At 44.9% G+C, this 21114-nt stretch carries 20 protein-coding genes; 14 read left to right on the top strand and 6 right to left on the bottom strand.

All coding sequences use genetic code 11. The features are described from left to right. Nucleotides 1–2 precede the first annotated feature (2 nt). The 9 genes from pheS (at nt 3) to ACERC5_RS04675 (ending at nt 11465) form a co-directional block, all read left to right on the top strand. Nucleotides 3–1046 carry a phenylalanine--tRNA ligase subunit alpha gene (gene pheS / locus ACERC5_RS04715; RefSeq protein WP_373658990.1) on the top strand — a complete coding sequence of 348 codons (1044 nt, stop codon included), beginning with the start codon at nt 3–5 and terminating at the stop codon, nt 1044–1046. A 9-nt stretch (nt 1047–1055) separates the two neighbouring features. Continuing rightward, entirely contained in the window at nt 1056–1571 is a 516-nt protein-coding gene (locus ACERC5_RS04710; RefSeq protein ID WP_373658991.1) for a GNAT family N-acetyltransferase, read from the top strand. Then, complete coding sequence (locus ACERC5_RS04705; protein ID WP_373660289.1) at nt 1568–2020, top strand: ASCH domain-containing protein; 453 nt, start codon at nt 1568–1570, stop codon at nt 2018–2020. The genes ACERC5_RS04710 and ACERC5_RS04705 overlap by 4 nt, the downstream gene beginning before the upstream one ends. Before the next feature lie 359 nt (nt 2021–2379). Continuing rightward, nucleotides 2380–4788 (top strand): phenylalanine--tRNA ligase subunit beta, encoded by a 2409-nt coding sequence (gene pheT / locus ACERC5_RS04700; protein WP_373660288.1) that lies wholly within the window; start codon nt 2380–2382, stop codon nt 4786–4788. Nucleotides 4789–4933: 145 nt separating this feature from the next. Beyond that, nucleotides 4934–6604 (top strand): formate--tetrahydrofolate ligase, encoded by a 1671-nt coding sequence (locus ACERC5_RS04695; protein ID WP_373658994.1) that lies wholly within the window; start codon nt 4934–4936, stop codon nt 6602–6604. Between the two features lie 173 nt (nt 6605–6777). Then, nucleotides 6778–7986, top strand: coding sequence for a LysM peptidoglycan-binding domain-containing protein (locus tag ACERC5_RS04690; RefSeq protein ID WP_373660287.1), 1209 nt, complete (start codon nt 6778–6780; stop codon nt 7984–7986). A 202-nt stretch (nt 7987–8188) separates the two neighbouring features. Continuing rightward, a complete protein-coding gene (locus ACERC5_RS04685) occupies nt 8189–8863 on the top strand; it encodes a response regulator transcription factor (RefSeq protein WP_018368581.1) in 675 nt (224 codons plus the stop codon). Further along, complete coding sequence (locus ACERC5_RS04680) at nt 8853–10196, top strand: sensor histidine kinase (RefSeq protein ID WP_373660286.1); 1344 nt, start codon at nt 8853–8855, stop codon at nt 10194–10196. The genes ACERC5_RS04685 and ACERC5_RS04680 overlap by 11 nt, the downstream gene beginning before the upstream one ends. Nucleotides 10197–10265: 69 nt before the next feature. Continuing rightward, nucleotides 10266–11465 carry a transglutaminase domain-containing protein gene (locus tag ACERC5_RS04675; protein WP_373660285.1) on the top strand — a complete coding sequence of 400 codons (1200 nt, stop codon included), beginning with the start codon at nt 10266–10268 and terminating at the stop codon, nt 11463–11465. Between the two features lie 72 nt (nt 11466–11537). Here ACERC5_RS04675 and rpsT read toward each other — a convergent pair whose 3' ends face one another. The 3 genes from rpsT to coaA all read right to left on the bottom strand — a co-directional run bounded on the left by rpsT (nt 11538) and on the right by coaA (nt 13412). Beyond that, nucleotides 11538–11786: a 30S ribosomal protein S20 gene (gene rpsT, locus ACERC5_RS04670; protein ID WP_018368578.1), complete on the bottom strand. Its 249-nt coding sequence runs from the start codon at nt 11784–11786 to the stop codon at nt 11538–11540. Nucleotides 11787–11873: 87 nt separating this feature from the next. Continuing rightward, on the bottom strand, nt 11874–12479 hold the full coding sequence (locus tag ACERC5_RS04665; protein ID WP_373660284.1) for a T6SS immunity protein Tdi1 domain-containing protein: 606 nt from the start codon (nt 12477–12479) through the stop codon (nt 11874–11876). A gap of 15 nt (nt 12480–12494) precedes the next feature. Continuing rightward, on the bottom strand, nt 12495–13412 hold the full coding sequence (coaA, locus tag ACERC5_RS04660) for a type I pantothenate kinase (RefSeq protein WP_373660283.1): 918 nt from the start codon (nt 13410–13412) through the stop codon (nt 12495–12497). A 189-nt stretch (nt 13413–13601) separates the two neighbouring features. Between coaA and ACERC5_RS04655 the strand changes: the two genes are divergently transcribed. The 3 genes from ACERC5_RS04655 to ACERC5_RS04645 all read left to right on the top strand — a co-directional run bounded on the left by ACERC5_RS04655 (nt 13602) and on the right by ACERC5_RS04645 (nt 17520). Next, nucleotides 13602–13760, top strand: coding sequence for a hypothetical protein (locus ACERC5_RS04655; RefSeq protein ID WP_373660282.1), 159 nt, complete (start codon nt 13602–13604; stop codon nt 13758–13760). A gap of 3 nt (nt 13761–13763) precedes the next feature. Beyond that, on the top strand, nt 13764–15710 hold the full coding sequence (gene gyrB, locus ACERC5_RS04650) for a DNA topoisomerase (ATP-hydrolyzing) subunit B (protein WP_373660281.1): 1947 nt from the start codon (nt 13764–13766) through the stop codon (nt 15708–15710). Nucleotides 15711–15786: 76 nt separating this feature from the next. Beyond that, a complete protein-coding gene (locus tag ACERC5_RS04645) occupies nt 15787–17520 on the top strand; it encodes a septation ring formation regulator EzrA (RefSeq protein WP_373660280.1) in 1734 nt (577 codons plus the stop codon). 236 nt (nt 17521–17756) lie between these two features. Here the strand turns inward: ACERC5_RS04645 and ACERC5_RS04640 are convergent, their stop codons facing one another. Both ACERC5_RS04640 and ACERC5_RS04635 read right to left on the bottom strand, forming a co-directional pair. After that, the gene (locus ACERC5_RS04640) at nt 17757–18254 is read right to left on the bottom strand and encodes an NUDIX domain-containing protein (protein WP_373660279.1); all 498 of its coding nucleotides are present in this window, start codon (nt 18252–18254) and stop codon (nt 17757–17759) included. 14 nt (nt 18255–18268) lie between these two features. Further along, on the bottom strand, nt 18269–18418 hold the full coding sequence (locus tag ACERC5_RS04635) for a hypothetical protein (protein ID WP_373660278.1): 150 nt from the start codon (nt 18416–18418) through the stop codon (nt 18269–18271). 14 nt (nt 18419–18432) lie between these two features. On the opposite strand from ACERC5_RS04635, the gene ACERC5_RS04630 reads away from it, so the two are divergent. After that, nucleotides 18433–19215: a sulfite exporter TauE/SafE family protein gene (locus ACERC5_RS04630; protein ID WP_373660277.1), complete on the top strand. Its 783-nt coding sequence runs from the start codon at nt 18433–18435 to the stop codon at nt 19213–19215. Here ACERC5_RS04630 and ACERC5_RS04625 read toward each other — a convergent pair. Further along, complete coding sequence (locus tag ACERC5_RS04625) at nt 19212–19655, bottom strand: DUF1694 domain-containing protein (RefSeq protein WP_373659005.1); 444 nt, start codon at nt 19653–19655, stop codon at nt 19212–19214. The genes ACERC5_RS04630 and ACERC5_RS04625 overlap by 4 nt on opposite strands. Before the next feature lie 142 nt (nt 19656–19797). On the opposite strand from ACERC5_RS04625, the gene eno reads away from it, so the two are divergent. Beyond that, nucleotides 19798–21105, top strand: coding sequence for a surface-displayed alpha-enolase (gene eno, locus ACERC5_RS04620; protein WP_018368570.1), 1308 nt, complete (start codon nt 19798–19800; stop codon nt 21103–21105). The last annotated feature ends 9 nt before the right edge of the window (nt 21106–21114 follow it).

Here is a 21114-nt window from a genome sequence, read left to right as displayed (position 1 = left end):
TCATGGATTTACAAACACAACTCAAAGATTTACAGGCGACGACCGTTGCCAAACTCAAGGACATTCGGCACGAGAATGCCAAGGACCTCCAAGACCTGAAAGTGCAGGTGCTGGGGAAAAAAGGTTCCCTGACCGAATTATTGAAAGGTCTGAAAGACTTGTCCAACGACCAGAAGCCGATTGTCGGCAAGATGGTCAATGAGGTGCGTGATGTGCTGACAGCTGCCTTTGACGAAGCAGCACAACTTTTGGAGGAAGCAGCCATCGAAGCCAAGTTAGCTGCCGAAAGCCTTGATGTCACCCTGCCAGGTCGTCTCATCAAGCAGGGAAATCGTCATGTCTTGACGCAGACCAGCGAGGAGATTGAGGACATTTTCCTTGGTATGGGCTTCCAGATTGTCGATGGGTATGAGGTGGAGAAGGACTATTACAACTTTGAGCGGATGAACCTGCCAAAAGACCACCCTGCTCGTGACATGCAGGATACGTTCTACATCACCGAAGACATCTTGCTTCGCACCCATACAAGCCCTGTGCAGGCCAGAACAATGGATCAGCATGACTTTAGCCAAGGACCGCTCAAGATGATTTCACCGGGGCGGGTTTTCCGTCGTGATACTGATGATGCGACCCATAGCCATCAGTTCCATCAGATTGAGGGGCTCGTGGTCGGCGAGAACATTTCCATGGGTGACCTCAAGGGCACGCTTGAGATGATTATCAAGAAGATGTTCGGTGAGGACAGAAAAATCCGCCTGCGCCCGTCTTACTTCCCATTTACCGAGCCATCGGTTGAGGTCGATGTGTCCTGCTTCAAATGTGGCGGTGACGGCTGTAACGTCTGCAAAAAGACGGGTTGGATTGAGATTTTGGGGGCTGGCATGGTTCACCCGCGCGTGCTGGAGATGAGCGGTATTGACCCTGAGGTCTACTCTGGCTTTGCCTTTGGTCTTGGCCAGGAGCGGATTGCCATGCTGCGCTACGGCATCAACGATATCCGTGGCTTCTACCAAGGCGACGCCCGCTTCTCAGAGCAGTTCAAGTAGGAGGGAGCTATGACCATTAGTCGCGTGAGCCCTGACCAGTGGCAGGCGCTTCAGACCTTCTGTCAGGCGACCTTTACAGAGACCTTTGGTCAGGACAATAGCCCAGCAGAACTGGAGGCTTATTTTGCCACAGCTTATAGTGAGGAGCAACTACGTTCAGAGCTTCTGCATCCTCAGTCTGCAACCTATGTCCTGACTGTCGATGGGAACTGGGCTGGCTACCTCAAACTCAACTGGGGCAGTGCACAGACCGAGCAAGAACTCGACAAGGGCTTTGAGATTCAACGGATTTACCTGCTCAAGGCCTATCAAGGTCAGGGGTTGGGACAGGCCTTGTTCAATTTTGCCTTGGAGCAGGCCGACCAGTCTGGACAGGACTGGGTCTGGCTGGGGGTGTGGGAGCACAACCACAAGGCGCAGGTTTTTTATGAGCGATATGGTTTTGAAAAATTTTCAGAGCACCGATTTCCTGTCGGAGACAAGATTGATACCGACTGGCTGATGAAACGGAGGATTACCAAATGACCCCAGAACAGTTATGGAAAGAATATAAGACAGTTAACCCTCAAGCAGGAGATGACTATGAGGCTTGGGCCTTCGGCGTTTTGCCAGATGAACTCGCTCAGTTAGTCCTAGACGATACCAAAACCGCTACCGCCTCTGGCTATGACCTTTATGCTCTAGATAATGACCCTCTGCCAGAAGCAGGTAGCTATGATGTTGTCTTAGATGGTCAAGGCAATGCTGTCTGTGTAATCCAAGTGACTAAGGTCTATGTCACGCCCTTTGATGAGGTGAGCGCAGAGCATGCCTACAAAGAAGGCGAGGGCGACCGCAGTCTAGCCTACTGGCGACAAGTCCATGAAGACTTTTTCAAACCTTATTACGAAGAAGCAGGACTTGTCTTCAACGGTCATTCAAACATTGTCTGCGAAGAGTTTGAAGTGGTGTATCCAATCCTATATCAGGAGTAACAAACGAGCGTTAGCGAGCGTATCAACTGTCTCCTCTGTAGTGAAAGAGGCTGGACAAAAGTTCTTTTCTCTCCATTTATTATCATAAAGTCAGCAAGACGCAGTGGTTGAGTGGGCTCTAATACGCTGATTTCATCAGCTTTTACAGCCCCACTCAACTGTGCGGAGGCGGGACGACAAAATCGAAACCTTCGGGTTACTGATTTTTGTCCCACTCTCACGGAAGTTTGGAGACTTTAGGCTCCAAACTTAGGAATGGAACTCTGTAACTTTGCTAAAACAGTCTCCTAGACTGTTTTACCTACCGTCCGCACCACTTAAGGAAACAGTCAAAATAAAAAATAAAGAAAGAAGAACCCATGTTAGTATCTTACAAGTGGCTAAAAGAGCTGGTCGACATTGGTGTCCCAGTCGCTGAATTAGCCGAAAAAATGTCAACGACAGGTATCGAAGTAGAGGGCGTGACTACACCTGCTGAGGGCCTGTCCAATATCGTGGTCGGTCATGTCCTCTCTTGCGAGGATGTGCCTGACACCCATCTCCACCTCTGTCAGGTGGACACTGGTGACGGTGAGCCCCGCCAAATTGTCTGCGGAGCGCCTAATGTCCGCGCAGGCATCAAAGTCATGGTGGCTCTGCCAGGGGCTCGGATTGCCAATAATTACAAGATTAAAAAGAGCAAAATCCGTGGGCTGGAGTCTCTCGGCATGATTTGCTCTCTGGGGGAGCTAGGTGTTTCTGACAGCGTGGTGCCTAAGGAGTTCGCCGATGGTATTCAGATTTTACCAGAGGAGGCTGAAGTTGGTAGCTCCGTCTTTCCTTATCTGAGCATGGACGACGCCATCATCGAGCTCTCCATCACCCCTAACCGTGCCGACGCCCTCTCCATGCGTGGTGTTGCTCACGAAGTAGCAGCGATTTACGGTAAGTCGGTGCATTTTTCGGAAAAATCGCTGAGCGAAAGCCAAGATCAGACTGCCGATAAGCTTTCGGTGGCTATCGAGACCGACAAGGTGCTCAGCTATCAGGCTCGGGTGGTGGAAAATGTCACCATCGCGCCAAGCCCGCAATGGCTGCAAAACCTGCTCATGAACGCTGGTATTCGTCCCATTAACAACGTGGTCGATGTGACCAACTACATTCTGCTCTACTATGGACAGCCCATGCACGCCTTTGACTTGGATAAGTTTGACGGTAACCACATTGTGGCTCGTCAGGCTCGGGACGGAGAGACCATCATCACCCTTGATGGCGAGGAGCGAGAGCTGGTGACTGACGATATCGTGATTTCGGTCAATGACAAGGCTGTTGCCTTAGCAGGTGTCATGGGAGGTCAGTCAACTGAGATTGATGAGACCTCTAAAAACGTGGTCTTGGAAGCTGCTATTTTCAATGGTAAGTCCATCCGCAAGACCTCTGGTCGTCTCAATCTACGTTCGGAAAGCTCTTCGCGTTTTGAAAAAGGCGTCAATGTGGCGACGGTTTCAGAAGCTCTGGACATGGCAGCAGCTCTTTTGCAAGAGCTGGCAGGTGGTCAGCCAACGGCTGGTAGCTTGGTGGCAGGTGATTTGGACACCGAACCAGTTGAGGTGACTAGCAGCCTTGCCCATGTCAACAGCCGTTTGGGAACAGAGCTGACCTATGCTGATGTGGAGCAGATCTTTGCCCAGTTGGGCTTTGGCTTAGAAGGATCTGCCAACAGCTTTACGGTCAGTGTGCCAAAACGTCGCTGGGACATCAGCATTCAGGCGGATTTGGTCGAGGAAATTGCCCGTATCTACGGTTATGATAAGCTCCCAACTACCCTGCCTGAGACAGGTGGGACAGCAGGCGAGTTGACGATGACTCAGCGCCTCCGTCGTCAGGTGCGAACCTTGGCAGAGGGGGCAGGCTTGACTGAGGTGGTCTCCTATGCCCTGACCACGCCAGAAAAGGCGACAGCCTTTACCCCAGCACTGACTGCCCAGACAGAACTCATGTGGCCGATGACGGTTGACCGTTCTGTCCTGCGTCAAAACATGGTCTCTGGTATGCTGGACATTGTCGCCTACAACGTTAACCGCAAGAATAAGAACCTTGCCCTCTATGAAATCGGCAAGACCTTTGCCCAGACTGGCAACCCACAGGAAGACCTACCGACTGAAATCAACGGTTTCTCCCTTGCTCTGACAGGACTGGTGACAGATAAAGACTTCCAGACCCCAGCTGTGCCAGTCGATTTTTACTATGCCAAGGGCATCTTGGAGATGCTCTTTGTCAAGCTAGGACTTGAGGTGACTTATGTGCCAATGGCAGAGCTGGCTAGCCTGCATCCAGGTCGGACAGCAGCGATTCAGCTGGCAGATGGCACCAGCATTGGCTTTATCGGTCAGGTGCACCCGCAGACAGCTAAGGCTTATGATATTCCTGAGACCTATGTGGCTGAGCTCAACCTGACAGCGATCGAGGCTGCCCTGCCAGAAGCGGCTATCTTTACAGACATCAGCAAGTTCCCAGCTGTTAGCCGTGATATCGCTCTGCTATTGCCAAAAGAAACTAGTCACCAAGCGGTGCTGGAAGCCATCGCAGCAGCTAAGGTCAAACGCCTGACAGCCATCAAACTCTTTGACATCTACGAAGGGGATAAGCTGCCAGCAGGCACCAAGTCCATGGCCTACAACCTGACCTTCCAAAACCCAGAAGCCAGCCTGACGGACGAGGAAGTCGCGACATTTATGGATAAAATTACTAGCTCTCTGACCAACACACTCGGTGCAGAGGTGCGGTAGAAGCAATTAACACTTTATCTTAGGAATCGAACAACCACTAAAAAACGTTCGGTTTAATTGGCATATCTTTAAAAAAAGATAAAAAATAATGCGTTTTTTATCTTTTTTTGTTATACTTAAGCAAATGCAGTAAGGAGACTAGACCATGACAACAGATATTGCAATTGCTCAGGCAGCAGTTCTTCAGCCTATTGTGGATATTGTTGAACCTTTTGGAATTTGTCCAGATGATTTGGAGCTTTATGGGAAATATAAAGCTAAGCTGTCTTTTGAGAAAATAGCTCAGCTATCCGATCAGCCTTTAGGGAAATTAGTATTGGTGACAGCCATCAATCCAACCCCAGCTGGTGAAGGTAAATCAACCATGACTATCGGCTTGGCTGATGCACTGAATAAAATAGGACAGAAAACCATGATTGCTTTGCGCGAACCATCTCTTGGACCAGTCATGGGGGTCAAGGGTGGTGCAGCTGGCGGAGGTTATGCACAGGTTCTGCCTATGGAGGACATCAATCTGCATTTCACTGGGGACATGCACGCTATTACAACAGCCAACAATGCCTTGGCTGCCTTGATTGATAATCATCTCCAGCAGGGGAACGAGCTAGGCATTGACCCCCGTCGTATCATCTGGAAACGCGTTGTTGACCTCAATGACCGTGCGCTTCGTCAGGTAATCGTTGGGCTGGGCAGTCCTGTCAATGGTGTGCCTCGTGAGGACGGCTTTGACATCACGGTAGCCAGTGAAATCATGGCTATCTTGTGCTTAGCGACCGATTTAGACAATCTTAAAGAGCGGTTGAGCAATATTGTAGTCGCTTATCGCTACGATAAATCACCTGTCTATGTCCGAGACCTGCAGGTTGAGGGTGCTTTAGCTCTCTTGCTCAAAGATGCGATCAAACCTAATCTGGTACAAACCATTTATGGCACACCAGCTTTTGTTCATGGCGGACCATTTGCTAATATTGCTCATGGCTGTAACTCTGTTTTAGCAACAAGCACCGCTTTACGACTAGCAGATGTGGTGGTAACAGAAGCTGGTTTTGGTGCTGATTTGGGGGCAGAGAAATTCCTGAACATCAAGACACCACAATTACCTGTGCAACCAAGTGCAGTGGTCATTGTCGCAACCTTACGAGCACTCAAGATGCACGGCGGTGTTGCCAAATATCAGTTAACTGATGAGAATGTCAAGGCAATAGAAGCAGGTTTTGCTAATTTAGCGCGGCATGTGGAAAACATTAGAACATTTGGTATTCCTGCGGTGGTTGCCATCAATGAATTTGTTACTGATACACCTGCTGAAATTGCTAAACTCAAAGAGTTATGTGCTACTATTGATGTGCCAGTCGAGCTGTCTAGTAGTTGGAAAAATGGCGCTGCTGGTGGCGTAGCTCTAGCTGAAACCTTAGTTGAAGTCCTAAAAGAGGATAAGGCAAGTTACCAACGTCTCTATGCGACTTCTGATCAGTTATTGACCAAGGTCGAAAAAGTTGCTAAAACAATCTACCGTGCCAAGTCTGTGACCTTGACCCACACTGCAAAGCAACAACTAGCCGATATTGAGAAAAATGGTTGGGGAGACTTACCAATTTGTATGGCAAAAACGCAATACAGCTTTTCAGACAATCCAGCCCTTCTTGGGGCACCTGAAGAGTTTGAGGTAACCATCAGAGAATTTGTCCCAAAAACTGGTGCAGGTTTTATTGTAGCCTTAACAGGTGATGTGCTGACCATGCCAGGCTTGCCGAAACAACCAGCCGCCCTCAATATGGACGTCTCGTCAGACGGTAGAGCTATTGGTTTATTTTAGTCCTCTGTGTGGTGCTAGAAGGTCAGTTGTGACACGAGCAACACATCTTGTAACATGATTGACAAAAAAGTGCTTAAATAATACAGTTTGGTTAAATCATCCCTAAGGCTATTGAAAAAGCAGTTGTTTGTGCTATGATAGAGATAGTCTCGAAAGAACAAGGAGAAATAACCATGCGTAAAAAAATGATTCTGGGCTCAAGTGTGGCTCTGACATTATTGACTTCAGGGATTGTTCAGGCACAAGATGTCGTTTGGACACCTCGTACAGCAGATGACGTGGCTGCAGATTTGAGTCAGCAGGGCCATCAAGCGAGTTATACCATCAAATATGGCGACACGCTTAGCACGATTGCTGAGGTACTGGGTGTTGATGTTGAATTATTGGGTAACATTAACCAAATCAGCAACCTTGATTTGATTTTCCCTGGAACTGTGTTGACAACAACTGTTAATGAAAACCATGCAGTGACAACTCTTGAGATTCAAGCGCCAGCAAGACAAGAAGCAGAGCCTGCACAAGCCAGTATCAATCTAGAAACAAACCAAGCAGTTATCAATAATCAAGTAGTGGACTTGGCAGAAGTAACAAGTAGCGAAACTCCTGCTGAACAGCCAGCAGTAGAGGTAACAGCTCCAGTAGCAGAAGCACCTACTGAAGTTGTTCCAGAAGTATCAGAAACTGAGGCTGAGGTGATTGAAGAAACAGTTCCAGCAACACCAGTTGCTGAAGCAACGCTTACTGAGGAAGTTACTCCAGAAACCCCAGTTGCTATCGAAGTGGTTGAAGCTCAGCCTGAGACCACAACAGTTGAGACACCTGATTCTGCCGTTACAGCACCAGCACCTGTTGAGGCGGCGCCTTCAACTGAGCCAGTAGCTTCAGTAGCACCAGCTCCAGCTGTGTTAGAACCTGTTGTTGCGACAACTCCTGTTGAAGCTGCTCCAGAGGTCGTTGAAAAAGTCGTAGAACCCCCTGTGGCAACAACTGTCGCTCCTGCGGTTACCGCAACTGCTCAAGCCACGACATTTACAGGATCTGAGGCAGGTTTGCAGCCACATGTTGTTGCCTACAAACAGGAAGTCCTATCGGCATTTGGTTCCATGTGGGTGCATGGCTACCGTCCTGATTCCGGTGACCACGGTAAGGGACTAGCTCTTGATTTTATGGTGACAGATAATGCTGCGCTTGGTGACCAAATTGCAGCCTATGCGGCCTCGCATATGGCAGAGAAAAAGATTTCATACATCATTTGGAAACAGCGCTTTTATGCGCCTTATGAGAGCAAGTATGGTCCTGCCTATACTTGGAACTTAATGGAAGACCGTGGCAGTGTCACTGAAAACCATTATGACCATGTGCACATTTCATTTCTTCCATAGTCAGGATAAACATTAAAAGCTGGGCAATAGGTCCAGCTTTTGTGTATAGATTTAGTGAGAGCAATAATGTATTAGGTGAGATTGCCTTTATACCCGAGGTAACCCAGTTTAGCTCAGTTTAAGTTAATTCTGTTATCTTACCTTAACTAGGCATTTACGATAGAGCTTAGCCGTGCTATAATAGCATAAAGGAGGCAAGAAGATGATTAAAGTATTGTTAATTGAAGATGATTTGAATTTGTCCAATTCTATTTTTGACTTTTTAGATGATTTTGTTGACGTGATGCAGGTGTTCGATGGTGACGAGGGACTGTACGAAGCGGAGAGTGGGGTTTACGATTTGATTTTGCTCGATGTGATGATTCCTGAGAAAAATGGTTTTGATGTGCTGAAAGAACTGCGTGCTAAGGGAAATACAACTCCTGTCTTAATCATGACTGCTAAAGAAGATCTTGATGACAAAGGTAAGGGATTTGAACTTGGAGCAGATGACTATCTAACCAAACCATTTTATTTAGAAGAGTTGAAAATGCGTATCCAAGCTCTATTGAAGCGTTCAGGCAAGTTGACTGATAACAATCTTCAGTACGGTAACGTTGTTGTTGATATGGCAACCAATACGACTACTGTTGACGGTGTTGAGGTTGAATTGCTCGGCAAAGAATTTGAGTTGCTGGTTTATTTTATGCAAAACCAAAATGTTATTTTGCCTAAAACACAAATTTTTGACCGTATCTGGGGCTTTGATAGCGATACAACGATTTCAGTTGTAGAAGTATATGTATCTAAAATTCGTAAAAAGCTTAAAGATAGTGACTTTGGGCATAATTTACAGACCTTGAGGAGTGTGGGGTATATGTTGAAAGATGCGAAATAAGTGGTACGGTCAACAACCCAAGCACGATGAATCGTCATTCAAACTGTTTTTCTCTGTGTTCACCATCATTTTCCTTGTGATGACCATGATTATCATTCAAGTCCTAAATAGTGGTATCTATGGCTCTGTGGATAAGAGTTTGTTCGAAGCGCGGGACAATATTAACCAATATGTTGATTTTCAGATGTCACTTCCGACAATGGAAGAGTTAACTTGGGCAATACTTAATGAAAGAGAGGCAGATAATCCACAAGATGAGCGTCCAAAACTAAAACCTAATCGGTACCTTGCAGCAAATATTGACGTTGTTCTTTATGATGCAAAAGGAAAAATTATTAACCAAATGGGCTATATGGCGCAACCCTATGACTTTCCTTTAGATGACTCACGTTTGAACGTTATTGAACAAGAAAAGATTCTAACCTATTGGGGGAAAGAAGAGTATTATCGGATTATTACTGTTCCAGTAGGCAATCTTAATTACCCCGAGATTGCTTATGCCAGCATTTTGGTGAATACGGAACAGCTTGACATCAGTAACAGGCGAACGGTTCGGGTTGTGATTAGTGTCATGATATTTTTCTGGGTGGTGTCACTTTTTGCAAGTATTTATCTGGCTCAGCGGACGAGAAAACCGATTTTAGAGAGTTTTGAGCGACAGAAAAAATTTGTTGAAAATGCCAGCCATGAACTAAGAACCCCTTTGACCGTTCTTCAAAATCGTCTAGAGAATCTGTTTAGAAAACCGCAAGCTACTATCTTGGACAGTAGTGAGAGTATTGCGGCTAGTCTGGATGAGGTACGTAATATGCGCTTGCTGACGACTAATTTGCTCAATCTAGCTCGGCGAGATGATGGTTTGACGCCTGAATTAACGACAATTCAGCCAGAATTTTTTGATACGATTTTTACCAACTATCAATTAGTCGCTGATGAAAATAGCAAAATGTTCAAGGGCATCAACCGTCTGGAGCATGCAATTCGCTCAGATAAAACCCTGCTGAAGCAATTGTTGACTATTCTATTTGATAATGCAGTTAAATATACAACAGACGATGGACACATCATCTTGACAGTTAGTCAGGTGGAGAAGTCTTTGCTTGTTGAAGTTGCCGATAATGGTGTTGGCATCTCAGAGTCAGATAAAATTAAGGTATTTGACCGTTTTTACCGAGTGGACAAGGCAAGAACAAGACAGACAGGTGGCTTTGGTCTAGGCCTATCTTTGGCCAAACAGATTGTCCATAGCCTAGGTGGCACGATTAAAGTTAGAGATAATCAGCCTAAAGGGACGGTTTTTGAAGTTAAATTACCTCTACAACAGATGAGCTAGGGCAAATGTCCTAGCTCGTCTTGCTTTCCTTTTGAAACCATGCTATAATGACCAAACACAGGAGTTTATATGAATAAAAGAATACGATATGGTCTGGCAGCTCTTGCTTTGTCAACTCTGTCTCTCTATCCTGTAGCGAGCAAGGCAATTCGCCATTACCAGCAAAAGCTGGTTCGTTTAGGAATTGCTGAGCAAGCAAAACAGCCCGAAGCAGCTGATGATGACGTGATTAAGCAGGGGCAAGCTGCGGTAGCAGCTAACTTTTATTACCAGCAATTAAGCAAAAAAGAACAGGCAGATTACATTCGACTGGTCACAGCTTTGCGGCAATTCGATACAAAATCACCCTTTAAAACGACGTCTAGTGACCGTTTGAAACGCATCTATCTGGCAGTGACCTACGATTTTCCAGAGTTTTATTGGCTATCAGAACAATCAGAAATTGATTTTTCTCAACTAATCTACCCCAAAGATGCCAAAGAAACTTATCAGCGTGTGCAAAGAGTAGCAGATGAGGTTATTGCGCAGATGCCTGACGGTAGCGATTACGATAAGGTCAAGTACCTTTACGAATACGTTATCCAACATACTCAGTACCATATAGAAGCCTTAAACAATGAATCGTTGATTTGGCAAGACCAGAGTGCTCGTTCTGTTTTTCTGGAACAAGAGTCTGTTTGTGCAGGATACAGCCGAGCTTTCCAGCTTCTCTGTCAAAAAGCAGGGCTAAATTGCCTCTACGTTGCTGGGGATATTGTTGCTTACGATTATCCGCATGCGTGGAACCTTGTTGAGATTGATGGTGATTATTACCCTGTAGACACCACTTGGGGAGACCCAACCTTTGAATCAGCTGTCGCTGGTCAAGATGCCAATCACATTAATTACAGCTATCTTTGTACACCGCGAGAGATTTTTGAGCGAACCCATACTGCATGGACAGGATTTGACAGTCCTGTTGGAGAGGCGCTGGTCTATCCGGCTCTAGCAGAGAATGCTCTTAACTATTATGTGCTGAACGGTTCCTATTTTGAGACGTATGATGAAACTGCATTAACTAACTTTATCGCAGAAAACGTTAAAGATGCTTCAGTCAAGGAGATTAGCTTTCAAATGGGAAATCAAGTTGCCTATGAGACAGCCTTTTCGGTCTTACAATCAGACACCTCACCAGTTCATGCCATGTTAGGGCATTTACCCAATTATCAAGGTTATGAGTTTTATGGTGACCAGCACACCTATCAGCTAGCCATCAAGATTCCGCGCTAAATAATTTGGGTACAAATCAACAATAACAAAAAACCAGTTCTTTTTTGAAGGAACTGGTTTGTTGTTTTGGTATTATGCCAATTTTGACGCAAGGCGTGCTTTATCACGACTTGCTTTGTTTTTGTGGATCAAGCCTTTTGACTCAGCCTTGTCGATGCTAGAAGAAGCAGCGCGGAACAACTCTTCAGTTGGGTTTGCTTCAAATGCTTTAATCGCTGTACGCATCGCAGATTTTTGTGATGAGTTCTTAGCGTTTTGTTTAACGTTAAGCTCAGCACGTTTGATAGCTGATTTGATGTTTGCCAATGTTTTCACCTCCATTTATCTTAACTATCCCATTATATAGCAAAAACTCTCATTTGACAAGTGGAAATTACTTTTTCAGAAAAAATTTTATAAGAGGTCAAACTAGACTGCATTTTGCAGGATGTGACGGTGGATAAGCAAATCGCCTTTATCTAGGTAGTCTGCCTGCTCAGAACCACCAAACACTAAAGCTGGCGTAAAGAAATAGCACTCATTTGGAGCCAATGGTCCTAGACCTTTGACAGCTTCTTGATAAAGAGGTTGTTTGAGGAGGTCAGTTGTAAACTGGTCTTCAAGAGCGAGTTGGCTAAAGAAATCTTGCCACTGATAGGCTAGAACAGGGGGTTGTCGATAATGAATGTCGAGAAGAGCGATATCGCTGGTGGTATCATCAAGGTGGCGATAATAAATCAGATCACCAAAGGCCGTTTTGAAGAGAGGGATACGGTCTAGAGAATCCTGACCCAGCCAAGCATTTAAGGTACCCTGATAATCTTTGGGGTTAATGATGGTCAGTAAGCCATCAGCTAATTCCCTTTCGCCATGCTGTAGCAAAAAATCCTGCAACTCTTGAGGCAAGCGGTGGTTATAATCAGCTAATTGCTCTGCAGAAATGTTGCTAATTTGCTTACCGGGTGGAAATTTTCTCAAGAAACGAGCAAAAAGCTGAGTTTCTTTTTGCTTTTTGAATAAGTTGAAAAATGACATCAGTACTCTCCTAGTTTACTTTTTCAAGTAAATCTTATCAATTTGATGGTTATCGCTTTTATGAAGAATGAGCTCGGCTCGATTTCTGGTTGGCTCGATGTAGTGCTCCAGATTGACCAGATTGATGGTTTTCCAGATGTTTTTGGCAAATTGCTGAGCATCAGCCTTATCCCAGAGAGAAAACTTGTGGTAGTAGCTGGTCGTGTCTTCTCTGGCACGATCCAGGTGCTTTTCAAAACGTTCCAGGTACCAGTTTTCGATAATTTGGCTATCGGCATCGATGTAGATAGAAAAGTCAAAGTAATCGCTCATGTAGAGCCGATTGTTTTGCTGGTTTTGAAAGACGTTAATACCTTCAACAATCAGAAAATCAGGAGCATCAATCGTTTGGACTTGGTCAGGCACGATGTCGTAGATGTCATGAGAGTAGACAGGCATGGTTGCTCTGCCATTATTTTTTACCGTATCAAGAAAATTCAGCAAGCGTTCCATGTCGTAACTCTCAGGGAAGCCTTTTTTGTTTAGGATATTATTGGCGATAAGATACTCGTTGGGGTAGAGAAAGCCGTCCGTTGTGATGAGCTCGACCTTACTTTTTTTATAGGTGCGTTCGAGAAGCAGCTGGATTAGCCTGCTGGTGGTTGATTTGCCGACAGCGACACTACCTGAAATCCCGATGATAAAGGGACGGCTATTCAAGCGTTCCTGTAAGAACATGCTTTTGGAGAAGTTGAGGTTATCTTGATTGTGTTTGTAAATCTGAATAAGCTTGATAAGCGGGAGATACACTTCGCTAACTTCCTGAATGGTGATGCTGTCGTTGAAGCTTTTGATGGCGTTGAGTTCATCTTCAGTTAAGGGAACATGGCTTTTTTGATGGAGCGTTTTCCAATCTTGACGTTCAATTGGGGTAAAGTTGATTAATTCCTGCATGGCTAATCCTTATTAAATTAAGTTTTTTGCATGTTTTCTCTATTATAGCATGATTTCATCAAAACAAGCCTATAAAAATGCCACCATATTCTGCGAATAATACGTCTCTATTTTTGAGGGGACTGATTGGACGAGGATAAGGTTAAGGATCTGGCAATTTGGCTTGTTCTGGTTTAGGAGTGACATGTCATGAACAAATTTTTAAGGCTTAACTTTGCCCCAAGCCTTTTTCTCCATGGTGTTTGTTGCGAAGAAAACGTTGTGAAACTGGTTATTTTCTTTAAAATATGCTATAATATAGCAGAATGTTACTCTTATTTAGGAGTAAAAACGGTAAAGAAAGTGTAAATAATGTCAGAGAAAGATTTAGAACAATTAGCACAGGAGTATGACGCTAGTCAGATTCAGGTTTTGGAAGGCTTAGAAGCTGTTCGGATGCGTCCAGGGATGTATATTGGCTCAACCTCCAAAGAGGGCTTGCACCACTTAGTCTGGGAGATTGTTGACAACTCCATCGATGAGGCCTTGGCTGGTTTTGCGAGTCAGATTGAGGTGTTTATTGAGCCGGATAATTCCATCACGGTTGTTGATGATGGTCGTGGGATTCCTGTCGACATTCAGGAAAAGACAGGTCGTCCTGCGGTGGAGACGGTCTTTACGGTACTCCATGCGGGGGGTAAATTTGGCGGTGGTGGCTACAAGGTATCAGGTGGTCTTCACGGCGTTGGCTCATCTGTTGTAAATGCCCTCTCCACGCAGCTTGATGTTAAGGTTTATAAGAACGGGCAGATTTACTACCAAGAATACCGTCGTGGTGATGTGGTGGCCGATTTGGCGGTCATCGGTGAGACTGACCGCACGGGGACGACGGTGCATTTTACGCCAGATTCTGAGATTTTCACAGAAACAACCGAGTATGATTTTGCCCGTTTGGCTAAGCGTGTTCAGGAGCTGGCCTTTCTCAACAAGGGCTTGAAAATCGCTATTACCGACAAACGTGGTGAAGACGAGGAGACCAAGAGCTTCCATTACGAGGGTGGGATTGCCAGCTACGTCAGCTTTATCAATGAAAATAAAGATAATATCTTTGAAGAGCCGATTTATACCGATGGGGAGCTGGATGGTATCTCTGTCGAAGTCGCGATGCAGTACACCACCGGTTATCATGAGACGGTGCTCAGCTTTGCTAATAATATCCATACCCACGAGGGGGGAACCCATGAGCAAGGCTTCCGCACAGCTCTTACCCGTGTTATCAATGATTATGCTAAGAAAAATAATATTCTCAAAGAAAAAGATGATAACCTGACGGGCGAAGATGTCCGTGAGGGGCTGACAGCAGTTATTTCAGTCAAGCACCCGCATCCGCAGTTTGAGGGGCAAACCAAGACCAAGCTTGGTAACAGCGAGGTTGTTAAGATCACCAATCGTCTTTTTAGCGATGCCTTTAACCGTTTCTTGTTAGAACACCCACAGATTGCTCGTAAAATCGTTGAAAAAGGTATCCTTGCTAGCAAGGCGCGGATTGCGGCCAAGCGGGCGCGGGAGGTCACACGAAAAAAATCAGGGCTTGAAATTTCCAACCTGCCTGGGAAACTTGCGGATTGCTCGTCCAACGATCCGACCCAAACGGAGCTCTTCATCGTGGAGGGTGATTCGGCTGGTGGTTCAGCTAAGTCAGGACGTGATCGTGCATTCCAAGCTATTTTGCCGATACGGGGTAAGATTCTCAACGTCGAAAAGGCAACCATGGACAAAATCCTTGCCAACGAGGAAATTCGGACCATTTTTACCGCTATGGGAACAGGGTTTGGGTCGGACTTTGATGTGTCCAAGGCACGCTACCAGAAACTAGTTATCATGACCGATGCCGATGTTGATGGTGCTCACATCAGAACCCTGCTCTTGACCTTGATTTATCGCTTTATGCGCCCTGTTTTAGAGGCGGGATATGTTTACATCGCCCAGCCACCGATTTATGGGGTTAAGGTTGGTAGTGAGATTAAGGAGTACATCCAACCGGGAGCCGACCAGGAAGAACGGCTCAGAGAGGCAGTTGCCAAATACAGTCAAGGGCGCTCTAAACCAACAGTTCAGCGTTATAAGGGTCTGGGGGAAATGGATGATCACCAGCTCTGGGAAACGACGATGAATCCAGAAAAACGTTTGATGGCACAGGTGTCTGTCGATGATGCTGCTGAAGCAGACCGCATTTTTGATATGCTGATGGGTGATGACGTCGCTCCTCGACGTGAATTTATCGAAGAAAATGCTGTTTACTCAACGATTGATATCTAAAACCCTTTGTCAAAGCCATTTAAATATGCTATAATCGTAATGATATAGACTAAAATTAATATTCTAAGGAGAATATATGCCTATCAAACAGAGCGGAATTATACTACTGATTGTAGCCATCATTTTGATTGCTATCGTGGGCTACCTTGTCAGTGTATTTGTTAGACGGAAAAATGACGGTATTATTGCCGAATTAGACAAACGAAAAGAAGGGCTGATGTCCCAGCCAGTCTCTGATGATATCGAAGCGATTAACCAGCTCCAGTTGGTTGGTCAAAGCCAAGAAGAATTTGATTCTTGGAAGGAACGATGGGCTATTTTAACAACAGAGACATTTAAGCAGTTGGAAGAGGACATAGAAGAGGCTGAAGTTTTTAATGACACCTTCCATTTCTTTAAAGTAAAAAAATCAGTGGAAGCTATTGATGCACAGCTTAAAGAGACGGAGACGGAATTATCAAATATTCGTCAAGGGTTAGTAACTCTCAAAGAACAGGAAGAAAAAAATAGTGCACGTGTGAAGTATGCACTTGACCTGTATGAAGAGTTGCAGGAAGGCATTTCCTCAAAAGAGAGCGAGTTTGGTCCTGCTCTTACTGAAATCAACAAGCAATTATCAAATATCCAAACCGAGTTTTCTCAATTTGTAGCCTTGAACACATCAGGGGATCCACTCGAAGCAGCAGAGATCTTGGAGCGTGCTGAAGAGCACACCATTGCGTTGGGTCAAATTAGCGAAAAGGTCCCTGGACTAGCTAAAGAGCTACAAGATAGACTAGCAGATCAGCTAGATGACCTGGAAACAGGTTATGCGAAACTCTTAGAAGAGAACTATCATTTTGGAGACCAACCGATTGAACAGCGTTTCCAGACCATTCGTGAAGCCATTACAGCTGGGAAAAATGATTTGGCTGGTTTAGAGTTAGACAAAGCAGAGGCAGGTATAGAAGACATCCAAGCACGTCTTGATAGCCTTTATGAACTCTTCGAGAAAGAGATTGCTGCTCAACGAGAAGTGAAAAGACTTATCCGTCGCTTGCCATCTTACTTGGAGCATGTGAAAACTAATCATAGCAAGTTACAAGAAGAAATTCTTCGCTTGCAACAGTACTACATTCTGGATGATGCAGATAGCAGTACCCTGAAAGGGTTAAGCCGTCAGATTGAAAAATTGGAAGAAGGCTCATTGGCGCATTTGGATGACAGTCAGTTGCCAGAAGAACCATTCTCAACTTTGGAAACGCGTTATAGCACGGCAGTGAAAGGGTTAGAAGGTATCGAGCAAGAACAGTTATCTCTGACGACTCATCTTAAAGAGATTGATAAAAAAGAAGTAGAAGCTCGTCAGCTGATGGAGCAATCTATCAACCGTCTTCATATCATTAAACGTTTTATAGAAAAACGCCATATGCCAGGTGTGCCACAAGAATTTCTGAGCATTTTCTTTACCACTAGCTCACAAGTGGAAGCGCTCATGGCTGAGCTTGACCGCCATCGCATCGATATTCAGGCAGTCAATCGTTTGACTGAAGCCTCTGATAGTGCCATGGCTAAGCTTGAAGAGACAGCTTATACCGTTGTCCAGTATGCTACCTTGACCGAGCAATTGTTACAGTATTCAAACCGCTACAGAAATTTTGACAAGAATGTCCAAGCTAGTTTTGAAGCAGCTCTTCATTATTTTGAGGTTGAGTATGATTACCGTGCAGCCTTCGATGAAATTTCCTATGCTTTGGAAATTGTTGAGCCAGGAGTGACAGAACGGTTTGTAACGTCGTATGAAAAAACGAGAGAAATGATTAGATTTTAATAAAGGGCTGGAATTTTCCAGTCCTTTTGTACGCAATGAACATCATGTCACAATAAAAAATCAACCTTGTAATGGTTGTTAACTAAAGAACAATTATTTGAGCATTCTAATCTAATTGTGCTATAAGTTCCTCATTGATCGTAAAAATAAAAAGGCTGACCGATAATGCCAACCTTCTATGGTAATGAATCAAAGGTATAAAGGATTCAGGCAGTCGACAGAGGAAGAACATATTTTCAGTGTAAGAAAAGTTCAGTAATAGCCGCTTTTTGACTGGGAATTAAGAGGTGGTTTTCAATGAAAAGGGGCAGTTCTGATGGTGACACCCAGCGGTAATCAGCTGTTTCTTCGATTTGTAATTGAACTGCCTTTTTATCGTTTGTCGTCATGGCTTGAAAAATATGGAAGTAGCAGTGGTAGCGATCGTCAAAATAGGTGTTGTAAAGTGACAGTTTATCGAGGCTTAGTCCAGTTTCTTCTAAGACTTCTCGCTTAATAGCCTGCTCTGCCATTTCGCCCGCTAGGGCAGAACCACCACAAGAAAATTCCCAATAATTAGGGAAACTCGCTCGGCAAGCAGCGCGTTTGACAAATAGTAAACTCCCATCTTCATGGCAAACCATGGCTTCAACAACTAGGTGATAATACCCGTCTGGAATGGGCTCTCCTCGGGTCAGTTTCAAATCAGCAAGGGTACCATCAGCTAGATAAGCATCCCAAATTTCTGTTGTCATTTTTGCTCCTTTACTTAGTTGATAGGGAAGTCAATGATAGCAGATGGCTTAGCCTCTGTCAAGAGGCTTGCCACTTGTGTGAACTTAGTGTAGACTAAAAAGAGAGGTTTGCTCGATTTATGCTTGTTAATAGAGTGATTTTCATAAGTTAATCTAATTGCCAAGATAGGAGGTCAGTATGATTTATGTGATTTACCTTTTAGTTGTATTTTTCGCCACTTGTATCGGTGCTGTGACTGGCGTTGGGGGTGGCGCCATTATTAAGCCAATTTTTGACAGGCTGGGTTATGATTCTGCTATCGTCATTGGCGCTTATTCGTCAATCGCAGTTTTTACCATGTGTTTGAGTTCGCTTGTGCGCCAACTCTGTATAAAGCCTACTGTTGATTCAACGGTTTTAGTCGGTCTAAGTGCGGGCTCAGTCTGTGGTGGCTTTTTTGGAGAGCAACTGTTTCATCAGATGACCAGTAGTGTCCCGAATGAAACCGTCAAAGCCTGGCAAGCAGGACTTCTTATTCTTGTTTTGCTCTTTACCACCGGCTATCACATCAAAAAGGAAAGTCTCCCCACCTATCGTGTCAATAATGCTTGGTTGATTACTTTTTTAGGTCTTGTCATTGGGATGCTGTCGATTTTCTTAGGCATTGGAGGCGGGCCACTTAACATCGCTGTTCTCGTGATACTCTTTTCATATACGGTCAAAGAAGCCGCCATGTACTCCCTAGCTATGATTTTCTTTGCACAATTGCCCAAGATTACCTTAATCGTTTGGAAATGGCAGAGCTATGGAGTTAGCCTTGGCTTTGTTGGTCTGCTGATAGTCGTTGCCGTTGCTGGTGGAATGATTGGGACATGGGGACATCGCCGCTTGACTGATAAGCAAGTAAATGTACTATTTTTAGCTTTGACGATTGCTATAATTGGTATTAGTGTGATGAATTTAGTGACTAATCTCATCTAACCAAACAGCTTTTTCCAGAGCGATTTTTTGGTAGGCTGAGTAGGCTCATCGACAAAGTAGTCGGGATAGAGTTCCTGTACCTCGATTTCTGATAGCTGTTCAGCCTTATCTGTATGAAGGACAAACCCATAAGGCGACTGTGCCTTATCCTCATCAACAACTGTTGCTTGGATACCAATTGCTTGAGCAGCTTTTAGGTAAGATATTTCAAGAGCGTTATCCAGACGAGCAGAGAGCTTTAGGTGAAGGTGGGCGTATTTTCTGTGATAATCTTGCAGAACGGTGTCAAGATTCTTGATGAAGACGGGGTGCTGAGCGTTAGCTATTGTCCCTAAAAGCACCACCCGTTCAGCAAATGTGCCGAGGTAGTGCCTCTGTTGGTCAGGGTCAAGCCGATGTTCGCCTGTTGCCATCTGTTGAATTTTTTGGTCTAATGTCATTAGTGTCTCCTTATGATGAAATCACTAACTATTATACACGTTTTTAACTTTTTACGGACTTTTAAGATTTTGATTTGATTATCTGGCCATTTTATGATAAGATAAAAAGGTAACAAATTAAAACTCATAAGGAGAGTCAATAATGTCAATTATTACTGATGTTTACGCTCGCGAAGTCCTCGACTCACGCGGTAACCCAACTCTTGAAGTTGAAGTTTATACAGAATCAGGTGCATTCGGACGCGGTATGGTACCTTCAGGTGCCTCTACTGGTGAGCATGAAGCAGTTGAGCTTCGTGATGGCGATAAGTCTCGTTACCTTGGTCTTGGTACTCAAAAAGCGGTTGACAACGTGAACAATGTCATCGCTGAAGCGATTATCGGTTTTGACGTTCGCGACCAACAAGGTATCGACCGTGCGATGATTGCTCTTGATGGTACACCTAACAAAGGTAAACTTGGTGCTAACGCTATCCTTGGTGTGTCTATCGCTGTTGCGCGTGCAGCTGCGGACTACCTTGAAGTGCCACTTTACAACTACCTTGGTGGTTTCAACGCTAAAGTGTTGCCAACACCAATGATGAACATCATCAATGGTGGTTCTCACTCAGACGCTCCTATCGCTTTCCAAGAGTTCATGATCATGCCAGTTGGCGCACCATCATTCAAAGAAGGTTTGCGTTGGGGTGCTGAAGTCTTCCATGCCCTTAAGAAAATCCTTAAGTCTCGCGGTTTGGTAACAGCTGTTGGTGACGAAGGTGGTTTTGCACCTAAGTTTGAAGGCACTGAAGACGGTGTAGAAACCATTCTTGCCGCGATCGAAGCTGCAGGCTATGAAGCTGGCGAAAACGGCATCATGATTGGTTTTGACTGTGCCTCATCAGAGTTCTACGACAAAGAGCGCGGTGTTTACGACTACACTAAATTTGAAGGTCCTGGCGGTGCCGTTCGTACGTCTGCTGAGCAGGTTGACTACTTGGAAGAGTTGGTTAACAAGTACCCAATCATCACCATCGAAGATGGTATGGATGAGAACGACTGGGATGGTTGGAAAGCCCTCACTGAGCGTCTTGGTAAACGTGTACAATTAGTTGGTGACGACTTCTTCGTGACAAACACTGACTACCTTGCTCGCGGTATCCAAGAAGGTGCTGCTAACTCAATCCTCATCAAAGTTAACCAAATCGGTACACTTACTGAGACTTTTGAAGCGATTGAAATGGCTAAAGAAGCTGGCTACACTGCTGTTGTTTCTCACCGCTCAGGTGAAACTGAAGATTCAACCATCGCTGACATCGCTGTTGCGACAAACGCTGGTCAAATCAAAACAGGTTCACTCTCACGTACAGACCGTATCGCGAAATACAACCAATTGCTTCGTATCGAAGATCAATTGGCTGACGTTGCTCAGTACAAAGGGATTAAGTCATTCTATAACTTGAAAAAATAGTATGTAAGG

This window comes from Streptococcus sp. E24BD (assembly GCF_041807825.1).
Classification (GTDB): Bacteria; Bacillota; Bacilli; order Lactobacillales; family Streptococcaceae; genus Streptococcus; species Streptococcus entericus.
This window is presented reverse-complemented; position numbering and strand designations above follow the sequence as displayed.